At 69.8% G+C, this 22,376-nt stretch carries 22 protein-coding genes; 12 read left to right on the top strand and 10 right to left on the bottom strand.

Annotated features, from left to right (window positions below; genetic code table 11):
* The first annotated feature begins 175 nt into the window (after positions 1-175).
* The 5 genes from AOK17_RS17925 to AOK17_RS17945 all read left to right on the top strand — a co-directional run bounded on the left by AOK17_RS17925 (position 176) and on the right by AOK17_RS17945 (position 6,780).
* Positions 176-1,420, top strand: coding sequence for a cytochrome P450 (locus AOK17_RS17925; protein ID WP_055613500.1), 1,245 nt, complete (start codon positions 176-178; stop codon positions 1,418-1,420).
* Between the two features lie 46 nt (positions 1,421-1,466).
* Positions 1,467-2,354 (top strand): glucose-1-phosphate thymidylyltransferase RfbA, encoded by an 888-nt coding sequence (rfbA, locus tag AOK17_RS17930; protein ID WP_055613501.1) that lies wholly within the window; start codon positions 1,467-1,469, stop codon positions 2,352-2,354.
* 51 nt (positions 2,355-2,405) lie between these two features.
* Positions 2,406-3,404 carry a dTDP-glucose 4,6-dehydratase gene (gene rfbB / locus AOK17_RS17935; RefSeq protein WP_055613502.1) on the top strand — a complete coding sequence of 333 codons (999 nt, stop codon included), beginning with the start codon at positions 2,406-2,408 and terminating at the stop codon, positions 3,402-3,404.
* A 127-nt stretch (positions 3,405-3,531) separates the two neighbouring features.
* Entirely contained in the window at positions 3,532-5,811 is a 2,280-nt protein-coding gene (locus AOK17_RS53580; RefSeq protein ID WP_079053101.1) for an alpha/beta fold hydrolase, read from the top strand.
* Between the two features lie 117 nt (positions 5,812-5,928).
* Positions 5,929-6,780 (top strand): putative RNA methyltransferase, encoded by an 852-nt coding sequence (locus AOK17_RS17945; RefSeq protein WP_055613503.1) that lies wholly within the window; start codon positions 5,929-5,931, stop codon positions 6,778-6,780.
* A 52-nt stretch (positions 6,781-6,832) separates the two neighbouring features.
* Here AOK17_RS17945 and AOK17_RS17950 read toward each other — a convergent pair whose 3' ends face one another.
* From AOK17_RS17950 to AOK17_RS17970, 5 genes are all read right to left on the bottom strand, one after another.
* A complete protein-coding gene (locus AOK17_RS17950) occupies positions 6,833-8,101 on the bottom strand; it encodes a glycosyltransferase (protein ID WP_055613504.1) in 1,269 nt (422 codons plus the stop codon).
* Positions 8,102-8,180: 79 nt separating this feature from the next.
* A complete protein-coding gene (locus AOK17_RS17955) occupies positions 8,181-9,368 on the bottom strand; it encodes a hypothetical protein (RefSeq protein WP_055613505.1) in 1,188 nt (395 codons plus the stop codon).
* Between the two features lie 29 nt (positions 9,369-9,397).
* Complete coding sequence (locus tag AOK17_RS17960) at positions 9,398-10,393, bottom strand: NAD-dependent epimerase/dehydratase family protein (RefSeq protein ID WP_055613506.1); 996 nt, start codon at positions 10,391-10,393, stop codon at positions 9,398-9,400.
* Entirely contained in the window at positions 10,390-10,617 is a 228-nt protein-coding gene (locus AOK17_RS17965; protein WP_055613507.1) for a ferredoxin, read from the bottom strand. Before AOK17_RS17965 ends, AOK17_RS17960 begins: the two co-directional genes overlap by 4 nt.
* 39 nt (positions 10,618-10,656) lie before the next feature.
* On the bottom strand, positions 10,657-11,868 hold the full coding sequence (locus AOK17_RS17970; RefSeq protein WP_157881350.1) for a cytochrome P450: 1,212 nt from the start codon (positions 11,866-11,868) through the stop codon (positions 10,657-10,659).
* A gap of 326 nt (positions 11,869-12,194) precedes the next feature.
* On the opposite strand from AOK17_RS17970, the gene AOK17_RS17975 reads away from it, so the two are divergent.
* The 5 genes from AOK17_RS17975 to AOK17_RS17995 are packed head-to-tail and all read left to right on the top strand — an operon-like array spanning position 12,195 to position 17,041.
* The gene (locus tag AOK17_RS17975; protein WP_245697209.1) at positions 12,195-12,965 is read left to right on the top strand and encodes a TylF/MycF family methyltransferase; all 771 of its coding nucleotides are present in this window, start codon (positions 12,195-12,197) and stop codon (positions 12,963-12,965) included.
* A gap of 13 nt (positions 12,966-12,978) precedes the next feature.
* Entirely contained in the window at positions 12,979-13,596 is a 618-nt protein-coding gene (locus AOK17_RS17980; protein ID WP_055613509.1) for a dTDP-4-dehydrorhamnose 3,5-epimerase family protein, read from the top strand.
* Between the two features lie 55 nt (positions 13,597-13,651).
* Positions 13,652-14,878: a cytochrome P450 gene (locus AOK17_RS17985; protein ID WP_055613510.1), complete on the top strand. Its 1,227-nt coding sequence runs from the start codon at positions 13,652-13,654 to the stop codon at positions 14,876-14,878.
* 14 nt (positions 14,879-14,892) lie between these two features.
* Complete coding sequence (locus AOK17_RS17990; protein ID WP_055613520.1) at positions 14,893-15,912, top strand: NAD-dependent epimerase/dehydratase family protein; 1,020 nt, start codon at positions 14,893-14,895, stop codon at positions 15,910-15,912.
* Between the two features lie 7 nt (positions 15,913-15,919).
* On the top strand, positions 15,920-17,041 hold the full coding sequence (locus AOK17_RS17995; RefSeq protein ID WP_055613511.1) for a DegT/DnrJ/EryC1/StrS family aminotransferase: 1,122 nt from the start codon (positions 15,920-15,922) through the stop codon (positions 17,039-17,041).
* A 431-nt stretch (positions 17,042-17,472) separates the two neighbouring features.
* On the opposite strand, the gene AOK17_RS18000 is transcribed toward AOK17_RS17995, so the two are convergent.
* From AOK17_RS18000 to AOK17_RS18015, 5 genes are all read right to left on the bottom strand, one after another.
* Positions 17,473-17,919 carry a lasso peptide biosynthesis B2 protein gene (locus AOK17_RS18000; RefSeq protein WP_055613512.1) on the bottom strand — a complete coding sequence of 149 codons (447 nt, stop codon included), beginning with the start codon at positions 17,917-17,919 and terminating at the stop codon, positions 17,473-17,475.
* Positions 17,916-18,179, bottom strand: a complete 264-nt coding sequence (locus tag AOK17_RS18005) for a lasso peptide biosynthesis PqqD family chaperone (RefSeq protein WP_055613513.1) — start codon at positions 18,177-18,179, stop codon at positions 17,916-17,918. The genes AOK17_RS18000 and AOK17_RS18005 overlap by 4 nt, the downstream gene beginning before the upstream one ends.
* Positions 18,176-20,059, bottom strand: a complete 1,884-nt coding sequence (locus AOK17_RS18010; RefSeq protein WP_055613514.1) for an asparagine synthase-related protein — start codon at positions 20,057-20,059, stop codon at positions 18,176-18,178. Before AOK17_RS18010 ends, AOK17_RS18005 begins: the two co-directional genes overlap by 4 nt.
* A 34-nt stretch (positions 20,060-20,093) precedes the next feature.
* Positions 20,094-20,231: a lasso RiPP family leader peptide-containing protein gene (locus tag AOK17_RS50050; RefSeq protein WP_107102424.1), complete on the bottom strand. Its 138-nt coding sequence runs from the start codon at positions 20,229-20,231 to the stop codon at positions 20,094-20,096.
* A 208-nt stretch (positions 20,232-20,439) separates the two neighbouring features.
* A complete protein-coding gene (locus tag AOK17_RS18015) occupies positions 20,440-20,628 on the bottom strand; it encodes an NUDIX domain-containing protein (protein ID WP_342671509.1) in 189 nt (62 codons plus the stop codon).
* 116 nt (positions 20,629-20,744) lie between these two features.
* Here AOK17_RS18015 and AOK17_RS18020 point away from each other — a divergent pair, with 116 nt between their 5' ends.
* Together AOK17_RS18020 and AOK17_RS18025 are read left to right on the top strand one after the other, a co-directional pair.
* Positions 20,745-21,821: an AI-2E family transporter gene (locus tag AOK17_RS18020; protein ID WP_206190783.1), complete on the top strand. Its 1,077-nt coding sequence runs from the start codon at positions 20,745-20,747 to the stop codon at positions 21,819-21,821.
* A gap of 105 nt (positions 21,822-21,926) precedes the next feature.
* Positions 21,927-22,376: DUF4389 domain-containing protein (locus AOK17_RS18025; protein WP_055613516.1), on the top strand; the 450-nt coding region annotated here is incomplete at its 3' end.

Below are 22,376 nucleotides of genomic sequence, written 5' to 3' on the forward strand. Positions count from 1 at the left end.
TCGCCACAACAATGGCACGGCCCTGGCTATGGCTATAGCCATAGCTGCACCGCTCTCACGAATTCCCTACGTCGACTGCTGGGTCCCTCCACGCTTCGCTCCGCGGCGTCGCCTTCCGGATTGTTGTCGCCCCCCCGACCCAGCCGAGAGATCCCGCCCCCACGAGAGAGTCGAGATGACGACGCAGACCAGCGACACCGCAGCTGATTCGGGTACGGATCCGGCCCTCCATCCGCTCGCTCAGCCGTCCGACGCCGACGCACGCCAACTGCTGGCCTGGTTCGCCCGGTGCCGGGCAGAGGCGCCGGTGTTCTGGGACGAGTCCCGGCAGGCGTGGCAGGTCTTCGGTTACGAGGACTACCTCACCGTCTCCACCAATCCGCAGTTGTTCTCCTCGGACTTCTCGCCGGTCTTCCCCGTACCTGCTGAGCTGGCTCTCCTCATGGGGCCGGGTACTTTCGGTGGCATCGACCCGCCACGGCACGGGCCGCTGCGCAAACTGGTCTCGCAGGCGTTCACACCGCGCCGAATCGCGCGGCTGGAGTCACGCGTCACGGAGATCAACCGCCAGTTGCTGGCGGATCTGCGGGACAGGGACCGGTTGGACGTGGTGACGGACCTCGCCTATCCGCTGCCGGTGATCGTCATCGCCGAACTGCTGGGCATTCCCGCCGAGGACCGGGACCTGTTCCGGGAGTGGGTGGATGTCATCCTCAACAACGAGGGGCTGGAATACCCCAATCTGCCGGACGACTTCGCGGAGACGATGGGCCCGGCCATCAGCGAATGGTCGGACTATCTCTACGCGCAGATCGCGAAGAAACGCGCGGCGCCGGCCGACGATCTGATGAGTGCTCTCATCGAGGCGGAGGCCGAGGGAGAGCGGCTGACGGACGAGCAGATCGTGAACATCGTGGCGCTGCTGCTGACCGCGGGGCACATTTCGAGTGCGACTCTTCTCGGAAACCTGTTCCTGGTCCTCGACGAGAATCCGCAGGCTCTGGCCGAATTGCGTGCCGACCGTTCCCTGATTCCAGGGGCGATCGAGGAGACGCTGCGCTACCGCAGCCCGTTCAACAACATCTTCCGGCTGCTGAAGGAGGACACGGAGATCCTCGGGCAGCCCATGAAGGCGAATCAGATGGTGGTTGCCTGGAGCGCCTCGGCCAATCGTGATTCCGTCCAGTTCCCCGACCCGGACCGCTTCGACATCCGCCGTACGGTCAATAAGCACATGGCGTTCGGACACGGTATCCACCACTGTCTCGGAGCGTTTCTCGCCCGGCAGGAGGCCAGGGTGTTCCTGGACCTCGCCCTGGACGAGTTCACCGACTGCCGCATCGACCACGATCGGGTGGAGTTCTACGACGCGGATCAACTCACGGCCCGTCATCTGCCTGTTCAGGTCACGCGTTCCTGACCGGGCGACCGACTCCATGATGAAGATTCCTGCGAACCGGCGGCCCATGAAAGGCATCATCCTGGCCGGCGGCAGTGGAACCCGGCTGCGCCCCCTGACCGGGGCATTGTCGAAACAGCTGCTGCCCGTCTATGACAAGCCCATGATCTACTACCCGCTCTCCGTGCTCATGCTGGCGGGGATCCGGGACATTCAGATCATCACCTCGAAGGCGCATCTGGAGATGTTCCGTTCGCTGCTGGGCGACGGCAGCCGTATCGGGATCAGTGTCGACTACGCCGAGCAGGAGGAGCCCCGGGGCATCGCCGAGGCGTTCCTCATCGGTGAGGAGCACATCGGTGACAGCCCGGTGGCGCTCATCCTGGGTGACAACGTCTTCCACGGTCCGGGGTTCTCCTCCGTGCTGGCCACCAGCGGGGCACGGCTGGACGGCTGCGAGCTGTTCGGCTACCCCGTGAAGGACCCCCGGCGCTACGGCGTCGCCGAGATCGACGCCGAAGGCCTGTTGGTGTCCCTGGAGGAGAAGCCGGTCAAGCCCCGCTCCCATCTCGCGGTGACAGGCCTGTACTTCTACGACAACGGCGTCGTGGACATCGCCCGGCGACTGACCCCGTCCGCGCGGGGCGAGCTGGAGATCACCGATGTCAACAAGGTGTACCTGGAGCAGGGCAGGGCCCGGATGACCGAACTCGGACGGGGCTTCGCGTGGCTGGACATGGGCACGCACAGCTCTCTCCTCCAGGCCGGGCAGTACGTCCAGCTCCTGGAGCAGCGGCAGGGCGTGCGTATCTCCTGTATCGAGGAGATCGCGCTGCGGATGGGGTTCATCAGCCCCGAGCAGTGCCATGAACTCGGCCACGAGCTGAAGAGCTCCAGCTACGGGACGTACCTGATGGATGTCGCCGAAGGGTACGTGGCCGGCCCGGCCGCGTAGCCCTGCTCCCCTGTCACTCCCCCTCGTTCATGGAAGAAAGGCCGTCCTCCCATGCGTCTGCTGGTCACCGGAGGTGCGGGCTTCATCGGCTCGCACTTCGTCAGACAACTGCTGACCGGGGCGTATCCGGGCCTGGCCGGGGCGCGGACGGTGGTGGTGGACAAACTGACCTATGCCGGAAACCTGGCCAACCTGGATCCGGTCGCGGACCATCCGTCCTTCGAGTTCCTCCACGCGGACATCCGTGACGAGGAGCTGATGGGCCAGGTCATGCGCGGTACGGACATGGTCGTCCACTTCGCCGCGGAATCGCATGTGGACCGCTCCATCGCCGACGCGTCGGCGTTCGTCGAGACCAATGTGCACGGCACCCAGACCCTGCTGCAGGCCGCCGTGGACGCGAAGGTGGACCGGTTCGTCCATGTCTCCACCGACGAGGTGTACGGATCGATCGCCGAGGGGGCGTGGCGCGAGAGCCAGCCGCTGGCTCCGAACTCCCCCTACGCCGCCTCCAAGGCGGCGTCGGACCTCCTTGCGCTGGCCTACCACCGGACGTACGGGCTGCCGGTGATCGTCACCCGCTGCTCGAACAACTACGGCCCGTACCAGCACCCCGAGAAGGTCGTACCGCTCTTCGCCACCAATCTGATGGACGGCATGACGGTGCCGCTGTACAACGACGGCGGCAACAGCCGGGACTGGCTGCACGTGGACGACCACTGCCACGGAATCCAGCTGGCGGCGACCGGGGGCCGCCCCGGCGAGGTGTACCACATCGGTGGTGGTACGGAGCTGACCAACCGGGAGTTGACGGAGCAGCTGCTGGCGCTGTGCGGCGCGGACGGTTCCTCCGTACGCCATGTCGCCGACCGGCCGGGGCATGATCTGCGCTACGCGCTGGACGTCGGCAAACTCGCGGGCGAGCTGGGGTACGCCCCGCGCACGGATTTCATGACGGGCCTGGCCGACACGGTGCGCTGGTACGCGGAGAACCGCTCGTGGTGGGAGCCGCTGAAGAAGGCCTCGCAGGAGGCCCCGGAAGCGGACTGACCCCGATCGCACCGCCGCCCGTCCTCCCGATGCGCCGACGTCACCCGCCGCACCCGTCCGGCGCCTTTGCCACCCGTCGTGCCAGTCCCGGACAGCGGTTCACCGACCGCGAGGAGCTGTATCAGCCGTGAGTACCCGTTCCGCACCACCCGTCACCGGAGCCCCGTCCGCGGCCGGCCACCCGGACGAGGGTCTGTGGGTCCGCCGATACCGCCCGGTGCGGGACCCAGAGCTGCGTCTGGTGTGCTTTCCGCACGCCGGTGGTGCCGCCACCTCCTTTCTGGCCCTTGCCCGCGGCCTGAAGGAGACGGTCGAGGTGCTGGCCGTCCAGTATCCGGGCCGTCAGGACCGCAGGCAGGAGCCGTTCATCCCCTCCGTCTCCGGTCTGGTGGAGCAGGTGCTGCCGGAGCTGCGGCGCTGGGACGACCGCCCGCTCGCACTGTTCGGGCACAGCATGGGCGCCACCGTCGCCTACGAGGTCGCGCGTCGGCTGCGCGCCACCGGCCCCGGCGCCCCGGTCCATCTGCTGGTGTCCGGCCGACGTGCACCGACGGTGCCCCGCCGGGACGTCGCCCATCTCCTCGACGACGAAGCGCTGATCGCGGAGATCGCCGGCCTCCAGGGCACCGACGCCGCCGTCCTCCAGGACGAGGAGCTGTTGCGGCTGGCGCTGCCCGCCATCCGCAACGACTACCGTGCAGCGGGCACCTACCAGTACGTCTCCGGCCGTGCTCTGGACTGTCCGGTCACCGTGCTCACCGGCGACCGGGACCCGAACGTCCCGCTGGAGGAGGCCAGGGCCTGGCGGGAGCTGACCGTCGGCCCCTTCGCCCTGCACACCTTCCCGGGCGGCCACTTCTATCTCAACGACCAGATCGACGAGGTGTGCGGGACCATCGCCCGGGCCCTCACCGACGGAGCGGCCGGGCAGACCGGGGCCGGGTGGGCTCCGGCCGCACGGACCCCGGCCCGCCGTGCGTCCGTGGTGGCCGCCGTCGACCCGGTGGACACAGCGCGCCGGGTTCTCGTCTCGGCACGGAGCCCCGACACTCGGGTCACGCCGTTCGAGGGCATCACCGACTGGCTGGCCCAACGCCTGCGCGCGGGTCGCTTCGACGTGACCCGTATCCCCTTCGAGGAACTGCGCGGCTGGAGTTTCCACCCCGGTACGGGCAATCTCCACCACGCTTCCGGCCGCTTCTTCTCGGTCGAGGGGCTGCATGTCCGTACGGACCGGATGCCCGAGCGGGGCTGGACGCAGCCCATCATCGTGCAGCCCGAGGTGGGGCTGCTCGGCATCGTCGCCCGGGAGATCGACGGCGTACTGCACTTTCTGATGCAGGCCAAGATGGAGCCGGGCAACGTCAACATCCTTCAGGTCTCGCCCACCGTCCAGGCCACGCGCAGCAATTTCACGGGGGTGCACCAAGGGCGGGACATCCTCTTCCTGGATCTGTTCCTGGAGCCGGGGCGGGTCCGTGTCCTGGTGGATTCCGTCCAGTCGGAGCAGGCCGACTGGTTCCTGGCCAAGCGCAACCGGAACATGATCGTCGAGCTGGCGCCGGACGACGACATCGCGATCGGTGAGGACTTCCGCTGGCTGACGCTGGGGCAGATACGCCGACTGCTGCTGCAGGACAATGTGGTCAACATGGACGCCCGGTCCATTCTGGCCTGCCTGCCCACGGCGGACGCCGACAGCACCGACGACAGCGCCGGCGCCAGTCCCGTCCACCGGTCCTTCTTCGGCTCGCCGACCCACGCACGGCACACCATGGCTGAGGTCCTCACCTGGTTCACCGGTGTCCGCGCCCTGCGGGAACTGGTGCAGAACCGGGTGCCGCTCAACTCGGTGACGGCGGACGGCTGGTACCGCACACGCCACGAGATCGCGCACGAGAGCGGTCGGCACTTCCGGGTCATCGCCGCGGAGGTCACGGCGAGCAGCCGGGAGGTTCCCTCCTGGACCCAGCCGCTCATCGAGCCGCAGGTGCCGGGTCTGATGGCTCTGCTGGTGAAGCCCATCGACGGCGTCCTGCACGCCCTCGTCCAGGCCCGGGTCGACGTCGGTCACCTGAACGTCGCCGAGTTGGCCCCCACGGTCCAGTGCCGGCCGACGGAACACACCCGTCCGGACGGGGCGCCGTACCCGCCGTATCTGGGTCAGGTGCTGTCCGCGCCCGCTGACAGCTTCCGCTATGACGCCGTCCAGTCCGAGGAAGGCGGGCGTTTCTACCACGCGCAGAACCGCTACGCGATCGTGGAGGTGTCACCGGGCTTTCCCGAGGATGTGCCCGACGACTTCGCGTGGCTGACGCTCGCTCAGCTCACCACGCTGCTGGCACACGGCAACTACCTCAACATAGAGCTGCGCACACTGGTGGCCTGCGCTCTCACGCTCCCATGACCCGCGGCAGCTCCCCGTACCCCCTGCGCCGCCCTCCGGACCGCGCTGCGGAATCGATCCTGAACATTGCTTAAGCTGGGCTCTCGTCCATGCCGACAACGACGCCCGGGGAACACGATGCGGAAAGACGCGGTGCGGTACCTTCGCTGTCCCCACTGCCTGGACACGATGGTGATGACCGACGGCGCGCTGCGGTGCAACCTGGGACACACCTTCGACATGGCGAAGCAGGGTTACGTGAATCTGCTGCGCGGGGCCGTCAAGTTCAGCGCGGACACCGCCGACATGGTGGCGGCCCGCGCGGACTTCCTCGCCGCCGGTCACTACGCGCCGGTTGCCGAGGCGCTGTCGGCGCTGGTGCGCGACAATGCCCCGGTGCCGACGTCCGGGGATCCCGGATGTGTGGTCGACATCGGCGGCGGTACGGGCTACTACCAGGCGCGTGTGATGTCGGAGTTGCCGCAGTCCGAGGGCATCCTCCTGGACATCTCCAAGTTCGCCGCCCGTCGGGCCGCCCGGGCGCATCCCCGTATCAGCGCGGTCGTGGCGGACGCCTGGGACACGCTGCCGTTCGCCGACGGGGCCGCGTCCGTGGTCCTCAACGTCTTCGCCCCCCGCAACCCGGCCGAGCTGCGACGGATCCTCCGGCCGGAGGGCGTTCTCCTGGTGGTGACGCCCCAGCCCGACCATCTGCTTGAGCTGGTGGACGCGCTCGGGCTGCTGCGGGTCGACGAACAGAAGGACGAGCGCCTGGCCGGCCGGTTCGCCACGGACTTCACCGAGGTCGCCCGGGTGCGGTCGCGGAGCACCATGAGTCTGGACCACAAGGCTCTGCCGCAGCTGGTGGGGATGGGTCCCAACGCCTGGCACCAGCAGGGCGGCGGGCTGGAGGAGCGCATCTCGCTGCTGCCCGAGCCCTGCGACGTGACGCTCTCCGTCACGCTGACCGCGTACCGCCCGCTGGTGTGAACCGCCCTCGTGCCCGGGGCCCGATCGGGGCCCCGGGCGCAGGTTCTGTTCCTCAGCCGGTGGTGGCCGCGGTTCCCTTGGCCGTGGCCCACTCCTCGATGACGGCACAGGCCACGTCGACTCCGTCCTCTGCTGCCACGGCACGCCCGAGCCGCCGGGCCCGCTCGGCCAGGGCCGGATCGGTCGCCGCCCGCAGCACACTCGCGGCGAGCGCCTGCCGGTTCATCCGGCGCATCGGCACCGGCGGGCCGGCCAGCCCCGCCCGGTGCAGCCGGGCCGCCCAGAAGGGGTGGTCCGCGAACACCGGCACGATGACATGGGGCACGCCCGCCCGCAGGACCTCGGCCGTGGTGCCGAATCCGCCGTGATGGATCACGGCGGCGGTACGGGGAAACAGCCAGGAGTAGTCCGCACCGGCGAGCCGGAAGACGTCCTCGGGCAGCGCCCCGTCCGGGCCGCCGACCACCACGAGCCGTCGGCGGGCGGCGCGCGCGGCGGCGACGGCGTACTCCAGGGTCTCCTCCTGGCGGTGCACCGGCCAGGTGCTGCCCAGGGTGAGCGCGACCGGCGGCGCGCCGGCCGCGAGGAAGTCCTCCAGCCCGGCGGGCGGCTCCCACCCGGGCTCGTCCCAGAACCAGTACCCGGTGACATGGCAGCGCGCGGGCCAGTCGGCGGGTTTGGGAAGGACGCTCGGGCTGAAGGGGTACAGGTGGGGTTGGTCGTGGCCCAGGCGGCGAAGAGGTGAGTCGGAACCGAAGGGCGGCAGGCCCCGCCGTGCGCGGTACTCGTCGATCTCGGGGCCGCGCCAGGCCCAGTCCTCGGTGGCCGCCCGTACGTGGGTGAAGTGGTTGTAGAGACCGGTGAGCGGTCCCAGTCGGCGCTGGCCCGACTCGATCGCCGGGAAGGCGGTGGTCTCGGTGTTGGGCCACCAGCAGGCGGAGAGCCAGGGTGTCCCGGACGTGCCGTACGCGGCGGCCACCGTCAACGGTGAGTGCAGGACGAGGTCGACACCCTTGGCTGCGGTCTCGATCTCGTCGAGCACCTGCTGGTCGTAGCCTTCGGGGGCTTTGGGGAGGGCCTTGATCAGGTTCCGCATCGAGGGTTCCTGACGCAGGGCCTCCACCACTTCCGTCATGGTGAAGAAGCCGTCCGGGTCGCCCGGGGTGGTGCGATGTTCCAGGCCTGCGCCCTCGACCAGGGGGCGCAGGGCCTCGGGTGCGCCGAGTACGACCTCGTGTCCTCGGGCGCGCAGCCCACTGCCGAGTGCGACGAAGGGCTGCACGTCACCTCGCGAGCCCATGGTGAGCAGGGCTATGCGCATACGGCCCTCCAGGGCTCGGCGCCGACGCGGTTCCGGTCACCGGAGTGCCGGTGGGCCGGGCGGCACCCGGGCGGCGGGGTCACGCGGCGCCTCCCGAGGAGGCGGCCACGAGGGAGTCGAAGTCGCGGGGGATCCACGGCGGGATGCCGCCCTCGGCGTTGGCGCCCTTCTCGATGAAGGCAAGGTTGTGGTAGACGTGCAGGCCCGTCACGTGGCGGTCCGCGTAGCTGGGGGTACGGCCCTGCTCGGGCGGCAGTTCCTCGTGCTGGAGGCTGTCGATCAGGGACTTGACCAGTCCGATGCTGGTGGCGCCACTCCGCTCGGGATCCTCGCTCCCGCCGAAGCCGGGCCAGTAGGCGGTCCACAGATCCTCGATGACGTACAGGCCGCCGTTGCGCACGTGCGGGAACAGGGCCTGGAAGGAGGTGCGCACATGCTCGTTGATGTGACTGCCGTCGTCGATGACGATGTCGAAGGGGCCGTACTTCTCGGCGATCTCCGCGAGACAGTCCGGGTCGTTCTGGTCGCCGATCAGTGTGGTGATGCGCTGCTCATCGGCGTGCGACTTGTCGACGATGTCGAGACCGTGGATCAGACCGCGGTGGAAGAAGTGCTTCCACATCCGCAGCGAACCGCCGCCCCACTCGGGGTGCTTGTATCCGCCGATGCCGATCTCCAGTACTCGCACCTCCTCGTCGCGGTACGGGCGGAAGTGCCGGTCGTAGTGCGGGGTGAACCAGTGCAGGGAGCCCCACTTGGGTGTCAGGTAGCGGGAGGTCAGCTCGTTCAGGTCGGGCTTGGCGGAGGTGCAGCCGGCCAGTACGGTCGCGGTGGCCTGCTGCGCGGCCAGGAAGTAGGGGGCGATCTGGTCGGCGGCGTCGGAGCCGGCGTAAGGGAAGAGCCCGGTTTCCCGGACGCCGGTGTGGTGCTCGCGGGAAGGTCCGAACAACTCCCGTACCAGGTCGGCCAGTTCGTACTCGATCCGCATGGCCACGAAGCCCTCTCCGCGAGGGACGTCGCGGACGGGGGCATCCTTGACCGCGCTGAGCCAGTGGGACCGGCGCTCGTCGGCCGTGCGCAGGACGACCTCGATGAGCACCGGCTCCTCGTTGACGGGGGGCGGGCAGCGCGAGGAGATCTCGTCGACGAGCACCCTGGCGACGTCGGCGGCCTGATGGCGTTCCGTCAGTTCGTGTAGGGACGCGGCGTGTCCGCCCGCTGCCCGGATGATGTCCTGCACGAGGGAGAGGTCGGTGTTCTCGGCCACGGAGAGCCTTCCAGATCGTGGGTCGGTGACTACGGTTGTGGGTGTTCGTTGTCGCGGTACCAGCGCACGGTGTCCTCCAGGCCCGCGCGCAGCGACCGGGGCCGGAAATCGATCACCTCGCGCATCCGGGACAGGTCCAGCCTGCGCACCGAGGCGCCGGCGGGTCGGCCGGGATCGGTCCTGACACGAGACGGCACGTCCAGGGCGGCGGCCACCAGACGGGCCAGCTCCAGGATCGGCACCTCCTCCGCGGAACCGACGTTCACCACCTCGTACTTGCCGGTCTCGACCACCTTGAGCGCGCATCGCACCAGGTCGGCCGCGTGGATGAAGGACCGGGTCTGGCTGCCGTCACCCCAGATCTCGATCTCCTCGCCGGCCGCGGCGCGGGCGATCATGCTCGGGATGACCCGGGTATGGGCGCCGACGGCGCTGTCCCGGGGGCCGTACACATTGCCGGGCCGTATCCGGAAGACGCGGGTGGCGAACTGCCGCTGGTGGTGGTCGGCGAGGATCTCGCCGAAGATCTTGGACAGCACGTAGCCGTTCTCGGTGTGCTGCGGGCTCCGGCGGACGTCCTCCTCCTCGGACGCCGGCAGGGACCCGGGTACGCAGTACACCTCGGAGGAGCTGAGCAGGAGCACGTTGTCCACCTCGAACTCACGGGCGCAGTTGAGCAGATGAGCCGTGGTGCGCACGTTGAGGTCCAGGATCTCGGCCGAGTGCTGCCGCTTGTACTGCGCGTTGCCGTCCAGGGCGGCGCAGTGGAAGACGGCGTCGATCCGTGGGGCCAGGTAGCGGAAGGCGGCCCGGGTCTCGTGTTCGTCGGCGAGGTCGACCCGCACGAGCCGGAGCCGGTCTCCGGCGCGGGCAGTGAGCTCCGCCCGGACCAGCGGCCGGTCGGTGCGGTGGAGGCCGATCACGGTCGCGCCCTCGGCGGCGAGCCGCTCGACGAAGTGGGAGCCGATGAAGCCCAGCGCGCCGGTGACCATCACCGTCCGCCCGGCCCAGTTGGCGTCCGTCATGCCGTCTCCCGCCCGTCGTACGGAGCGAGCCGGCCGACGGCCACCAGGACCGCACCGACCGGGCAGAGGTCGGCGGCCTCGTGGACCGAGGGCCACTGCTCGGCCGCCGGTTCCTCGGTCAGGGCCAGACTCAGCCCGCTGTCGTCCTGGGCGAAGACGGCCGGGGCCGACCGTTCGCACTGGCCCGCGCCGACGCACAGGTCCCTGGCGATACGCACACGCATGTCACGCGTCCTTCGTTCGCTGTCGCTTCCGTGGCCCGGTCACCATGTGACGGGCAGCCCGTGCAGCCCGAAGATGGCGGAGTCCTCCTTCACCTGGAGCGCTTCGACGTCCGTGGCGAGCCGCAGCTCCGGCAGCCGGCGGAGCACCGCGCCGAGGGTGACCTCCAGTTCGAGCCGGGCCAGGTTCTGGCCGAGGCACTGGTGGGGCCCGTAGCCGAAGGCGACGTGCTGGCGGGCCGGGCGGTGGATGTCGAAGACGTCCGGGGAGGGGAAGACGTCCTCGTCCCGGTTGCCGGAGGCCAGCAGGAAGATCAGCCCGTCGCCGGCCCGGATGGTGTGGTCGTCGAGCACGATGTCGGCGGCGGCCGAGCGCCGCAGCCCGTCGGCGACCGTGAGATACCGCAGCAGTTCCTCGACGGCGTTGGGCAGCAGGCCCGGATCCGCGCTCAGTTCCTGCCACGCCTGCGGGTGCTGGAGGAGGGTCAGCACGCTGAGCGAGGTCATGGCGGCGCTTGTCTCGTGTCCGGCGGCCAGCAGCAGCACGGCGTTGTCCAGGACGTCCGCGTGGGTCAGTTCACCGGCGCGCAGCCCCTGGGCGAGGGTGCCGATCACTCCGCCGTCGGATGTCGTGGCCCGGGCCTTGGCGGCGATCAGACCGTCGAGGTAGTCCCGCAGTTCCAGCAGGGCAGTCACCGAGTCCTCGTCGCCCATGAGCCTGGTCGCGCGTTCACTGCGGCTCTGGAAGAACTCGTGGTCCTCGTAGGGCACGCCGAGCAGCTCGCAGATGACCAGGGTGGACATGGGCAGGGCGAGTTCGGCCACCAGGTCCGCCGGGCGGTCGAGGCCGTCGAACCGGTCCAGCAGCCCGTCCACGATCCGCTCGATGCCGGGCCGCATCGCGCGGACGCTCCGTACGGTGAACTCGGGGATGAAGACTCGGCGCAGCGTCCCGTGGTCGGGGGCGTCGAGGGTCAGCAGCGAGCGGGTCGCCTCGGCCTCGCCGTCGGCCGGCGACAGCCTCGGCACCCTGGCGGGGTCGATCCGGACCCGGCTGTCCGCGAGCAGTGCACGCATGTGTTCCCGTTTGGTGATGAGCCAGGTCCGCGACCCGTCCCAGACGCGAGCCGGCGCGATGGGGGTGGTGGCGCGCAGTTCGGCGTACCGGCCAGGTGGCTGGAAGGGGCAGGTGCGGGCCATCGGCCAAGAGACCCCCTGCTGCGCCTCGGCGCCGGCGGCACGTGCTGTGGGCAACGGATTCCCCTTACGTCGTCGGAACCGGCACGGCGCGCAACCCGCCGCGTCCCGCCCAACGAAGCACGGTGCCGCGACGGTCGGCAAGAAACGCCCGGCGATCTTCGTCAGGTCGGCGCGGGGACGCCCGAAGACGGTCGCGTCGGACGGCCGAACCCGCCCTGGGCCGCCGCCGGTTAACCGGAGCGCCTGGTCAGGGGTGATGGTCAACCTGACATACGGATCGGCCGGTGAGTGGCGTTCCGCCGTCCGCTGTCCTTAGCGTCGAAGCCCTCATGGGCACCCGTCGAGCACCGGTGCTCCGACCTCGCTGGAGGAGGATCCCCTTGACAGTTGCCACCGCCGCCGGACGAGATCTCTATCTCGACCTTCTCAAGAAGGTCGTCACCAACATGATCTACGAGGACCCCACGCATGCGGCGGGCCTCATCACGGACCCCCGTTTCGACCGGGAGGCTCGCGCGAGCGGTGAGGACTATCCGGTGGTCGCCCACACGATGATCGGGATGAAGCGGCTGGACAACATCCACGAGTGTCTCGAGGACGTACTGCGGGACGGCGTGCCGGGTGACTTCATCGAGACCGGTGTGTGGCGCGGCGGTGCGTGCATCTTCGCGCGGGCCCTGCTCAAGGCCCATGGCGTGACGGACCGTACGGTGTGGGTCGCCGACTCCTTCGAGGGGTTTCCCACGACGCGGGCGGACGACCATCCGATGGACGTGGAGATGGACCTCCATCAGTACAACGAGGCGGTGAGCCTGCCCACCGGCCTGGAGACGGTGCGGGAGAACTTCGCCCGCTACGGGTTGCTGGACGACCAAGTCCGGTTCCTGCCGGGCTGGTTCAAGGACACCATGCCCACCGCGCCGGTCGAGCGCATCGCCGTCATGCGGCTCGACGGCGACTCGTACGGGGCCACCATGGACGTGCTCACGCACCTGTACGGGAAGCTGTCGCCCGGTGGCTACGTCATCGTCGACGACTACTGCATCCCGGCCTGCCGACAGGCCGTGCACGATTTCCGGGACCGCCTGGGCATCAAGGACGAGATCCATCAGGTGGACCGGCAGGGTGCCTACTGGCGCAACGGTGGCTGAGGAGAGGGGCGTCATGCGCCCGCTCGGCATCGAAGGAGCCTGGGTGCTGGAACCCGAGGTGCATCCCGACCGTCGCGGCGAGTTCCACGAGTGGTACCAGGGCGAACGGTTCCGGCGTGCGACCGGGTACACGCTGCCCCTCGTACAGGCGAACGTCGCGGTCAACCGGCGCGGCGCGCTGCGCGGTATCCACTACACCCAACTGCCGCCCGGCCAGGCGAAGTACAGCGCCTGCGTGCAGGGCACGGGGATCGAGGTGGTCGTCGACATCCGTACCGGCTCGCCGACCTTCGGCCGGTGGGAGGCGGTGCCGGTGGACGAGCACAACCGCGTCGCCGTCTACGTGTCGGCGGGCTTGGGACGGGCGTTCTTCGCGCTGACGGATCGCACCACGCTCATCTACTTCTGCTCGACGGGGTACGCCCCGCAGCTCGACCACGCGATCAGTCCGCTGGACCGTGACCTGGCGATCGACTGGCCCGAGGGGATCGAACCGGTGCTCTCCGCGCAGGACGCCGACGCGCCCACCCTCATGGAGGCGGAGCGGCTCGGGCTCCTCCCCTCCTACCGCGCCTACCGGGACCACCACGCGCGGCTGTGCGGCGCGGGCGCCGCAGCTGGACCGGGATGAGAACCGGGCCGCGGCACTCGCGCACGATCCGTACCGCTGATGGCAGGAAAGGCTCATGACGTCCAACAGCTCCATCTCCGAGGTACCCCCTGAGGCCGGCGCGACGCGGCCGTACCCGTTCAGCACCGCCACAGGGCTGGACATGGATCCGCTGTACGCGTACCTGCGTGAACGCGAGCCGGTCTCGCGGGTCCGTATGCCGTACGGCGGTGAGGCATGGATGGTGACCCGGCACGCCGACGCCAAACTGGTGCTCAGCGACCCGAGGTTCAGCATGGCGGCGGGCGCGGGCAAGGACGTCCCCCGCCCCACCGAACAGTTGCTGGAGCCCGGCGGACTGGTCGCGATGGACCCGCCCGAGCACACCCGGCTGCGCCGGCTGGCGGGCCGTGCGTTCACCCATCGCCGGGTGGAGGGCATGCGCCCCTCGGTCGCCGCGCTCTCGAACCGGCTCGTGGACGAGATGACCGCCCGGGCCCCGTCCGCCGACCTGCTGGAAGCGATCGCGCTGCCGGTGTCGATCGGCGTCATCTGTGAGCTGCTCGGGGTGGACTACGAGGACCGCCACATCTTCCAGCGGTTCTCCGACGCGCTGCTGTCGACGTCGATGGCCCCCGACGAGATCCGACGGTCGGGCGAGGAATTCGTCGCCTACCTGGCCCAGTTGGTCGAGGAACGCCGCCAGTCCCCGACCGACGACCTGCTGGGGGCGATGGTCCATGCCCGCGACGACGAGGACAGCCTGTCCGAGAACGAGCTGTACATGCTCGGGGCCGGGCTGCTGGTCGGCGGGTACGAGACGACGGCGGCCCAGATCGGGAACTTCACGTATCTGCTGCTGCGCGACCGCCGGTTGTACGAGTCGCTGGTCGCCGACCCGAGTCTGATCCACAACGCGGTGGAGGAACTGCTCCGCTTCACCCCGCTGACGACGGTGGACGGCTACGCGCGGATCGCGCTCGAGGACGTCATGGTCGGGGACACGCTCATCCGCTCGGGGGATGCCGTGTTCACCTCAGTGGCCGCCGCCAATCTGGATCCGGAGGTCTTCCCCGGCCCCGACCGTCTCGACTTCGCCAGGGAACGCAACCCGCACCTCGGCTTCGGCCACGGCATCCACTACTGCATGGGCGCCCCCCTTGCCCGGCTGGAGATCCAGGTGGTGCTGGACGTCCTCACACGGCGGCTGCCCGGACTGCGCCTGGCCGTCCCGGCGACGGACGTCCGCTGGCAACCGGGCCTGTTGCTGCGGGTACCCGAACGACTGCCTGTCACATGGTGAACGGCCAGGTGCCCATGCGCGGGCCACGGCCCGGCGAGCCGAGGCCCGGTGCGGGGCCCGACGCGCACGGCCGTGTCCTCGTGCTCGGCGGCGCCGGCTACGTCGGGCGCCATGTGTGCGCCGCCTTCGCCGCCCGGGGCCGCGAAGTGGTGGTCGTGGGCCGCCGCCCGCCCGAGGAGCCGACGCCGTACCGCGTCGTCACCCTCGACGTGGCCGGTACCGACACAGGGACGCTGGCCGGTGTGCTGGACGCCGAGCGTCCGGACACGGTCGTCAACGCCATCGGCAGCATCTGGGGCCGGACGGACGCGCAGATGTGGTCCGCCACCGCGGTGCCCACCCTGCGGCTGCTGGACGCTCTGACGCTGATGTCCGCGTCACCGAGGCTCGTACACCTCGGCTCGGTCCTCGAATACGGTCCGGTGCCACCCGGCACATCGGTCGGCGGCGGCGCGACCCCGCGCCCGGACACGGCCTACGGCAGGAGCAAGCTCGCCGCCAGCGAGGCGGTGCTGCGGAGCACCTCCGACGGCCTGGTGGAGGGTGTGGTGCTCAGGGTCTCGAACGTGTCGGGGCCCGGAACACCCCGGATCAGCCTGCTGGGCCAGGTGGCCGAGCGCCTGCTGATGACGGCCGGAACCGGTACGGAGGCGGTCGTGGAGCTCTCCCGGCTGCGGGCGCACAGGGACTACGTCGATGTGCGGGATGTGGCAGCCGCCGTCGTCGCCGCCGCCGGCGCACCGGTCGCCGCGGAACCCGTCGGCATCGGGCGGGGCGAGGCAGTCCCTGTCCGCGAGTTGGTCGACCTGTTCATCGAGGCAAGCGGAATTCCGGCCCGGGTGGTGGAACGCCCGGCGCCAGGCCGGGAGTTCGGTGGCCGGGAGGACTGGTTGCGGGTCGACATCGCCCCGGCGCGCACCCTGCTGGGCTGGGAGCCGCGCCGTTCACTGAAGGAGTCGGTCCGTGACTGCTGGCAGGAAATGGCCCGCGCGCACCGGTTCCGTACCACCCCATCGAATCGCTCTGGAGGTTGAGCTCTCCGTGACCACCTACGTCTGGGACTACCTGGCGGAATACCAGAACGAACGCGCGGACCTCCTCGACGCCGTCGAGACCGTCTTCGGCTCCGGGCAATTGGTGCTCGGCCCCAGCGTGGAAGGCTTCGAGAAGGACTTCGCGGACTACCACGGTGTTCGCCACTGCGCCGGTGTCGACAACGGCACCAACGCCGTCAAGCTGGGGCTGCAGGCACTCGGCGTCGGCCCCGGTGACGAGGTCATCACCGTCGCCAACACGGCCGCGCCGACAGTGGTGGCCATCGACGGCACCGGTGCCACCCCCGTCTTCGTCGACGTCCGCGCCGACGACTACCTCATGGACGCCACGCAGGTCGCGGACGCCGTCACCCCCCGCACCAAGGCACTGTTGCCCGTGCATCTGTACGGGCAGTGTGTCGACATGGCCCCGCTGCGGAAAGTGGCCGAGGAGCACGGCCTGGTGGTACTGGAGGACTGTGCCCAGGCCCATGGCGCGCGCCACCACGGCGAGTTGGCCGGCACTCTCGGCGACGCCGCCGCCTTCTCCTTCTATCCCACGAAGGTGCTGGGCGCGTACGGCGACGGCGGAGCCGTACTCACCGACGACGAGAGTGTCGTCGGTGAGCTGCGCAGGCTGCGCTACTACGGCATGGAGGACGTCTACTACGTCGTCCAGACACCCGGTCACAACAGCCGGCTCGACGAGGTGCAGGCCGAGATCCTGCGCCGCAAACTCACCCGGCTCGACCGCTACATCGAGGGTCGGCGCGCGGTCGCCCGGCGCTACGCCGAAGGGCTGGCCGGCCTGACGACTTCACACGGGCTCGTGCTCCCGTCCACCACGCACGGCAACGACCATGTGTATTACGTGTATGTCGTCCGCCATCCCCGCCGCGATGAAATCATCGAGGCCCTGAAGGGGTACGGCATCTCACTCAACATCAGCTATCCGTGGCCGGTGCACACCATGACCGGCTTTGCCCACCTGGGCTACACCAAGGGATCACTGCCCGTGACGGAGCAACTGGCGGACGAAATCTTCTCACTGCCGATGTACCCGACGCTTCCCCTCGACGTACAGGACAAGGTGATCGCGGCCCTGCATGAGGTGCTGCGCGCGCTCTGAGGTGTTGCGGAAAGGTGGCCGCCGCGCGGAACCATCCGTCTCGTCTCCCCTGCCGGATACACTCCGCCATCGCCACCAGGGGAAGAGTCGGCAAGCAGACCATCTACCGCTGGGGACCTCAAAGGGCGCGGCACTCTGCGAGGCCTTGCTGGACTTGGACGCGGCCGACGAGCGTGACGTCATCGGACTCCCCGACAGCGGTGGCCTGGAGCTGGACTGGAGAACGCCCGGATCGCGGACCACATCGTCGTCCTCGACCGGGGTCGCGTCCGTGAAGAGGGCGACTTCCGGACGCTGATGGCCCGCGATGGCCTCTTCGCCGAGCTCTACCGCCTCGCCCAGAACCGGTGACCGCCCGGCCCTTTACACCTTTACAGCTGACGATCCCTTTACAGCCGGGGATCCCTTTACAGCCGGTGGCCCGCCGGGCCTCAGGGCTGCGTTTCCGGCAGCCGCCTCTCCGGCAGGGCGGCCGACACCACCATCATGCGCCGGTACTCCCCCGGCCGGTGCGGTTCTCCCACCGGGAGGCCGTCGACCTCCACCCAGGCGTGCGCGCGGAACGGCGCCGTGCGCACGCCTGTGCACCAGTCCGGCCAGACCCCGCGCATACGGCACAGCAGCGCGGTGGCCACGGAACGCTGGAGGCAGCCCTCCCCTGCGCAACGCGCGCTGACCGCGACGACGGCCTCGCGGGAGGCGAGCGCCTGCCGGGTGGTGGCGGGGGCGGCCCCGCGCCGGACCACGCACAGGATGCGGCGGATGCGGCGCGGCTTGAGCGCAACGATCAGCCGGGCGGTGGCCGTGGCGAGGAGGGCGGCGGGACGGTGGCGCAGGGGCAGGCGGCTGCGGGTGGCGGGCACCATGGGCTGGCTCATGCGGGCACCACCAGCCGGGCTTCGATCAGCGCGCGCCTGATCGAGTCCGTGTCGGCGTCGGCGCGCTCGGCGGTGAGCCGGGGGTAGGCCTCGCACAAAGCGCGGGCCATGTCCGGTGGTTCGGCGCCGTCGATGAGGCCGCGCAGGACGAGCGCCGCGGTGTGGTTGAGCTGCCAGTACCGGCCGGTGACCTCATCGAGCAGCACCATGCCGTCCGCTGTGTCCGTCGCGCAGACATCGGGTCGCAGGCTCAGGCTCACGGCGCTCCTTCGGCGATCGCGGTGCTCGGCGGGCGGGTGCGCTCGGGGCGGGCACGGAGCCAGATCTCGCTGCCCAGACTGGAGCTGAGGGAGCGCAGCCCCTCCGGGGTGGGGTGCACTCCGAGCAGGGACGCCCGGACGGCGGCGTCGTCGATCAGTCCGGCCCGGGCGAGCCGCGAGCCTTCGAAGATCTCGACCAGGGCGGCGCGGTTGTGGCGCAGACTGACGTGGAAGTCCGTGCTGTACTCGCCCTTGGTCTGCCGGCGCAGGACGTCGTCGGGCACGATGCCGCGCACCGCCTCGGCGAGCACCGGCTTGTACCGGCCGGGCGTGCTCCGCTCGGCCACGCGGATGGCCAGGGCCGCCTCTATCACCTGGTCGTCGAGGTAGGGCGCGGCCTGCCCCAGGCCACTGCGGGAGGTCACCTGATCCAGTAGCCGCAGGCCACGCCCACCGGTCCGTACGCAGACGAGGGCCGTGTGCTGTCCGCGCTGGGGCGCGAGCGGCTCGGCGGCCTCGGCCGCTTCCCGGAGCAGGCTCTGCACGGCCGAGGCCGCGTCGCGGGTCGCCCACGGCGGCATGCGCAGCTCCACCCCCCACGCCGTCGAGGGGGCCCCGCGGACCAGGGCCGCCGAGGGAGGCTCGGCGGCGGTGAGGCCCTGTGCCCATGCGGCCAGCCACTGGCCGAACGTCCTGCGGTCCGCGAGCTGCCGCAGCAGTTGCCCGAACGGCCAGTGCTGGGAGGCGCGTTGCGTACGGATACGGGCATACGCCGCCAGCGGGTGTCGTCGGACGTAGTCGTGCAGGTGTGGGGGAAACGTGCTGAACAGCTCGTCTCCGCCGCCGCCCATCAGGTGCAGGCGCGACCCTCGGCCGGTCATCAGGCGGCAGAGCGCAGCCATCCTGGCGCCGTCGCGCACCCATGGTCCTGGCTCGTCGGTGGGGCCGGCGTCGCCGGTGAGAGCCGTCAAGTCGCTGTACCAGAGGGGCCATTGGTCGCGGGTGGGAGTGACGTGCTCGCTGTCGGGAAGACTGGCGGCGGCACGGGCGGCCCACACCGCGTCGTCGTTCTCCGGGTCGAGACTTCGCCAGCCCAGCGTCACCAGCTTGGCTCCGGCCGGCCGAGCCCGCTCCTGCTCGTGGGCGGTCAGGAAACACAGGCTGGTGGAGTCCAGGCCGCCCGACAGATCCGCGCTCACGGTGCCCCCGTCGGCCGTGCAGGAGCCCACTGCGGCGGTCAGCGCCGCACGCACCGCGGGCACTCCCTCCCGCCACGCGCGCTGCGGCTCCGGTGGAGTCCACCACCGCTGGGTCCGGGTCCGCCCGTCCGCGTCCATCAGCAGACAGTCGAAGGACGGCACTGCTTCCACGCCCTGCCACACACAGCGGTCGTCCAGCGGATACGGAAGCGGCGAGGCGAGCAGGTGAGCGGCCAGGAGCCGTTCGTCAGGGGCCGCTCCGGTCACGGCGGCGAGCCGGTCCGCCCTGTCGGCGGCCACGCACACTCCGCCCACCCGCGTGTGAAAGAGCCGCCGCACCCCGGACGCACTCCCCCGGGCCCGGACCGAACCGTCCACGGAGGCAAGGAGATGGAAGCTTCCCGCCAGGCCGTGGGCGATCCCCTCCACGTCCCCGATGTCCCGCAGCCGTCTCGCCCGCGCGGACAGCGCCTCGGCGGTGACCGGACAGCGCCCGATCACCGCGACTCGCCGCGCCCCTGCCGCGCCCACCGTCACCAGTCCGTCCGGCCAACTGCCGAGCAGCCACGGCCGACCGGAGTGGTGGGTGATGGTCTCGGTGACCCAGGGACGCAGGAGCCGCGCCGCGGCCACACCGGATTCGCCGTCCGGAAGGATCGTGAACCACACGTCACCGCTCATGGCACGTCACCCATCATGTGCTGTCGGTCTGGGATCAGTTGGGGCCGAGGTACCACTCATAGGGCGGGAATCCGCCCTCGTAGTGCGCGCCCAGGGCCTCGCCGCGGGTCAGCTCGGCGAAGTCACCGACTTCCACCATGGCCGGCGGTTCGTACACTTCGTCGTGCTGCATGAAGGTCCTCCCTTGCTTCCGCTGATGGCGTGTAACCCACACCGCTGCGGAAATTGCCCACGACATTTCGGCACTACGCCGACCTGCGGTATCTCCCACACGATGGAGTGAATCCCTCCCTGTCACGGCCCGGCGCGGGCAGCTCCCGTGGTGTGGGTGGCGACAGCATTCCCGGCGTGATCGTCGGCGCTCGCCCCGCCGGATCAGGTCAGGGAAGCTTCCCGCCGCCGTGATCACTCCGGGTCTCGAACGTGCCGAAGTGCACGAGCGTGCCTGCGACGATGACCGCCTGGAGCTCCTCCTCGATCTCACGCACCAGGGTCTCGTTGTCGCTCTCTCCCGGCTCCCTCATACCGCCGGGAAAATAGAACAGGTCCCTGCCCGCGTCACGTGTCACGCGTCACCAGCACTCAAGAGAGCGAAGTACCGGTGCCTCACCGACCGGTGGGTTCCACGGCACCCAGGTCCTCCGGCCGGCAGCCGTGCCAATAGGGTTCCAGCGTGACTGCCACCATGAGTGCCACGAAAGCCCGCGACGCGCTACGCACATCGGCGCGTTTTTCCGCGGAGTTGCTGCTGATATTCGCGATGCTCGCAGTCACTCTGTGGCTTCTGGGCCGGATGTGGTCGGTGGTGTGGCCGCTCGTCGTCGGCCTGTTGCTGACCACACTGACCTGGCCCCTGGCTCGTTTTCTGCGCCGTCACGGGTGGAAGCCCGCCCTCGCCGCGTCGGCCGTGACCGTGCTGTCCCTCCTCGTCGCAGGCGGCGTCGTGGCGCTGATCGCCGTACCGGTGGCCTCCCAGTCCGGTGAGCTGACCGACGGCGTGGTCGAAGGCATCCAGAAGCTGCGTGACTGGGCCTCCGGGCCGCCGTTGAACATCGGCGACGACGACATCACCAAGGCCATGGACAGCGCGGTCGCCCGCGCTCAGGACGGCCTCGGCAGCATGGTCACCACTGTGATCACGGGCGTGAGCACCATCGTCAACGGTGTGGTCACCGCCGTGCTGGCGCTCTTCCTGATGTTCTTCTTCCTCAAGGACGGCCCGCGCTTCCTGCCGTGGCTCGCCCGTCAGCTGCCCGGCCGGCTCGCCACCGACATCCCCACCGTGGCCGCTCGCGGCTGGGCGACCCTGGGCTCCTTCGTACGTTCCCAGGCGGCCGTCGGTCTGCTCGACGCCGTTCTGATCGGCCTGGGCCTGTGGGTCGTGGGGGTGCCGCTGGTGCTCCCGTTGGCGGTGCTGACGTTCGTCTCCGCGTTCGTGCCGATCATCGGCGCCCTGTTCGCCGGTTTCGTCGCGGTCCTCATCGCGTTGGTCTTCAACGGTCTGACGGACGCGCTGATCGTGCTGGCCATCATCATCGTGGTGCAGCAGCTGGAAGGGAACGTGTTCCAGCCGATGATCCAGAGTCGTGGGCTCGGCCTCCACGCGGCCGTGATCCTGCTGGCGGTCACATTGGGCGGCAGTCTGGCCGGCATCGTGGGCAGTCTGCTCGCCGTACCGATCGCCGCGCTGATCGCGGTGGTGTGGAACTACGTGCGCGAGCAGCTCAGCGAGCCGCCACAGGAGCCGGTGCCCGAAGGGTGACCTGCCGGCCGGGCCGTCGGCCGTGGCCGGGCGCGCGAACGGCCCCTCCCAGGTCGCGGTGCTCCACCTCGCTTGCGAATCTGCAAGCGAAAGGAGTTACCTCCTATGGTTCCTGTCACCGCGTCGCCCGTGCGTATCGAGGCATCCGTCGATGCCCGGCTCTCCAGATGGCTGTGGCTGGTGAAGTGGCTCCTCGCCGTCCCGCACTACATCGTGCTGTTCTTCCTGTGGATCGGGGTCGTGCTCGTCACGGTGATCGCGTTCTTCGCCATCCTGTTCACCGCTCGGTATCCCCGGCCGCTCTTCGACTTCAGTGTCGGTGTACTGCGATGGAACTGGCGGGTCAGTTACTACGCCCACACCGCGCTCGGCACGGACCGGTACCCGCCGTTCACCCTCGCGGATGTGCCGGACTACCCGGCGCGTTTCGACGTCGCCTACCCCGCGCGCCTCTCTCGTGGTCTGGTCCTGGTGAAGTGGTGGCTGCTGGCGATCCCGCAGTACATCGTCGTCTCGATGTTCACGGGTGGCTGGGGATGGGGCCGGGGCTGGGAC

It is taken from the genome of Streptomyces phaeochromogenes (genome assembly GCF_001418655.1).
Classification (GTDB): Bacteria; Actinomycetota; Actinomycetes; order Streptomycetales; family Streptomycetaceae; genus Streptomyces; species Streptomyces phaeochromogenes.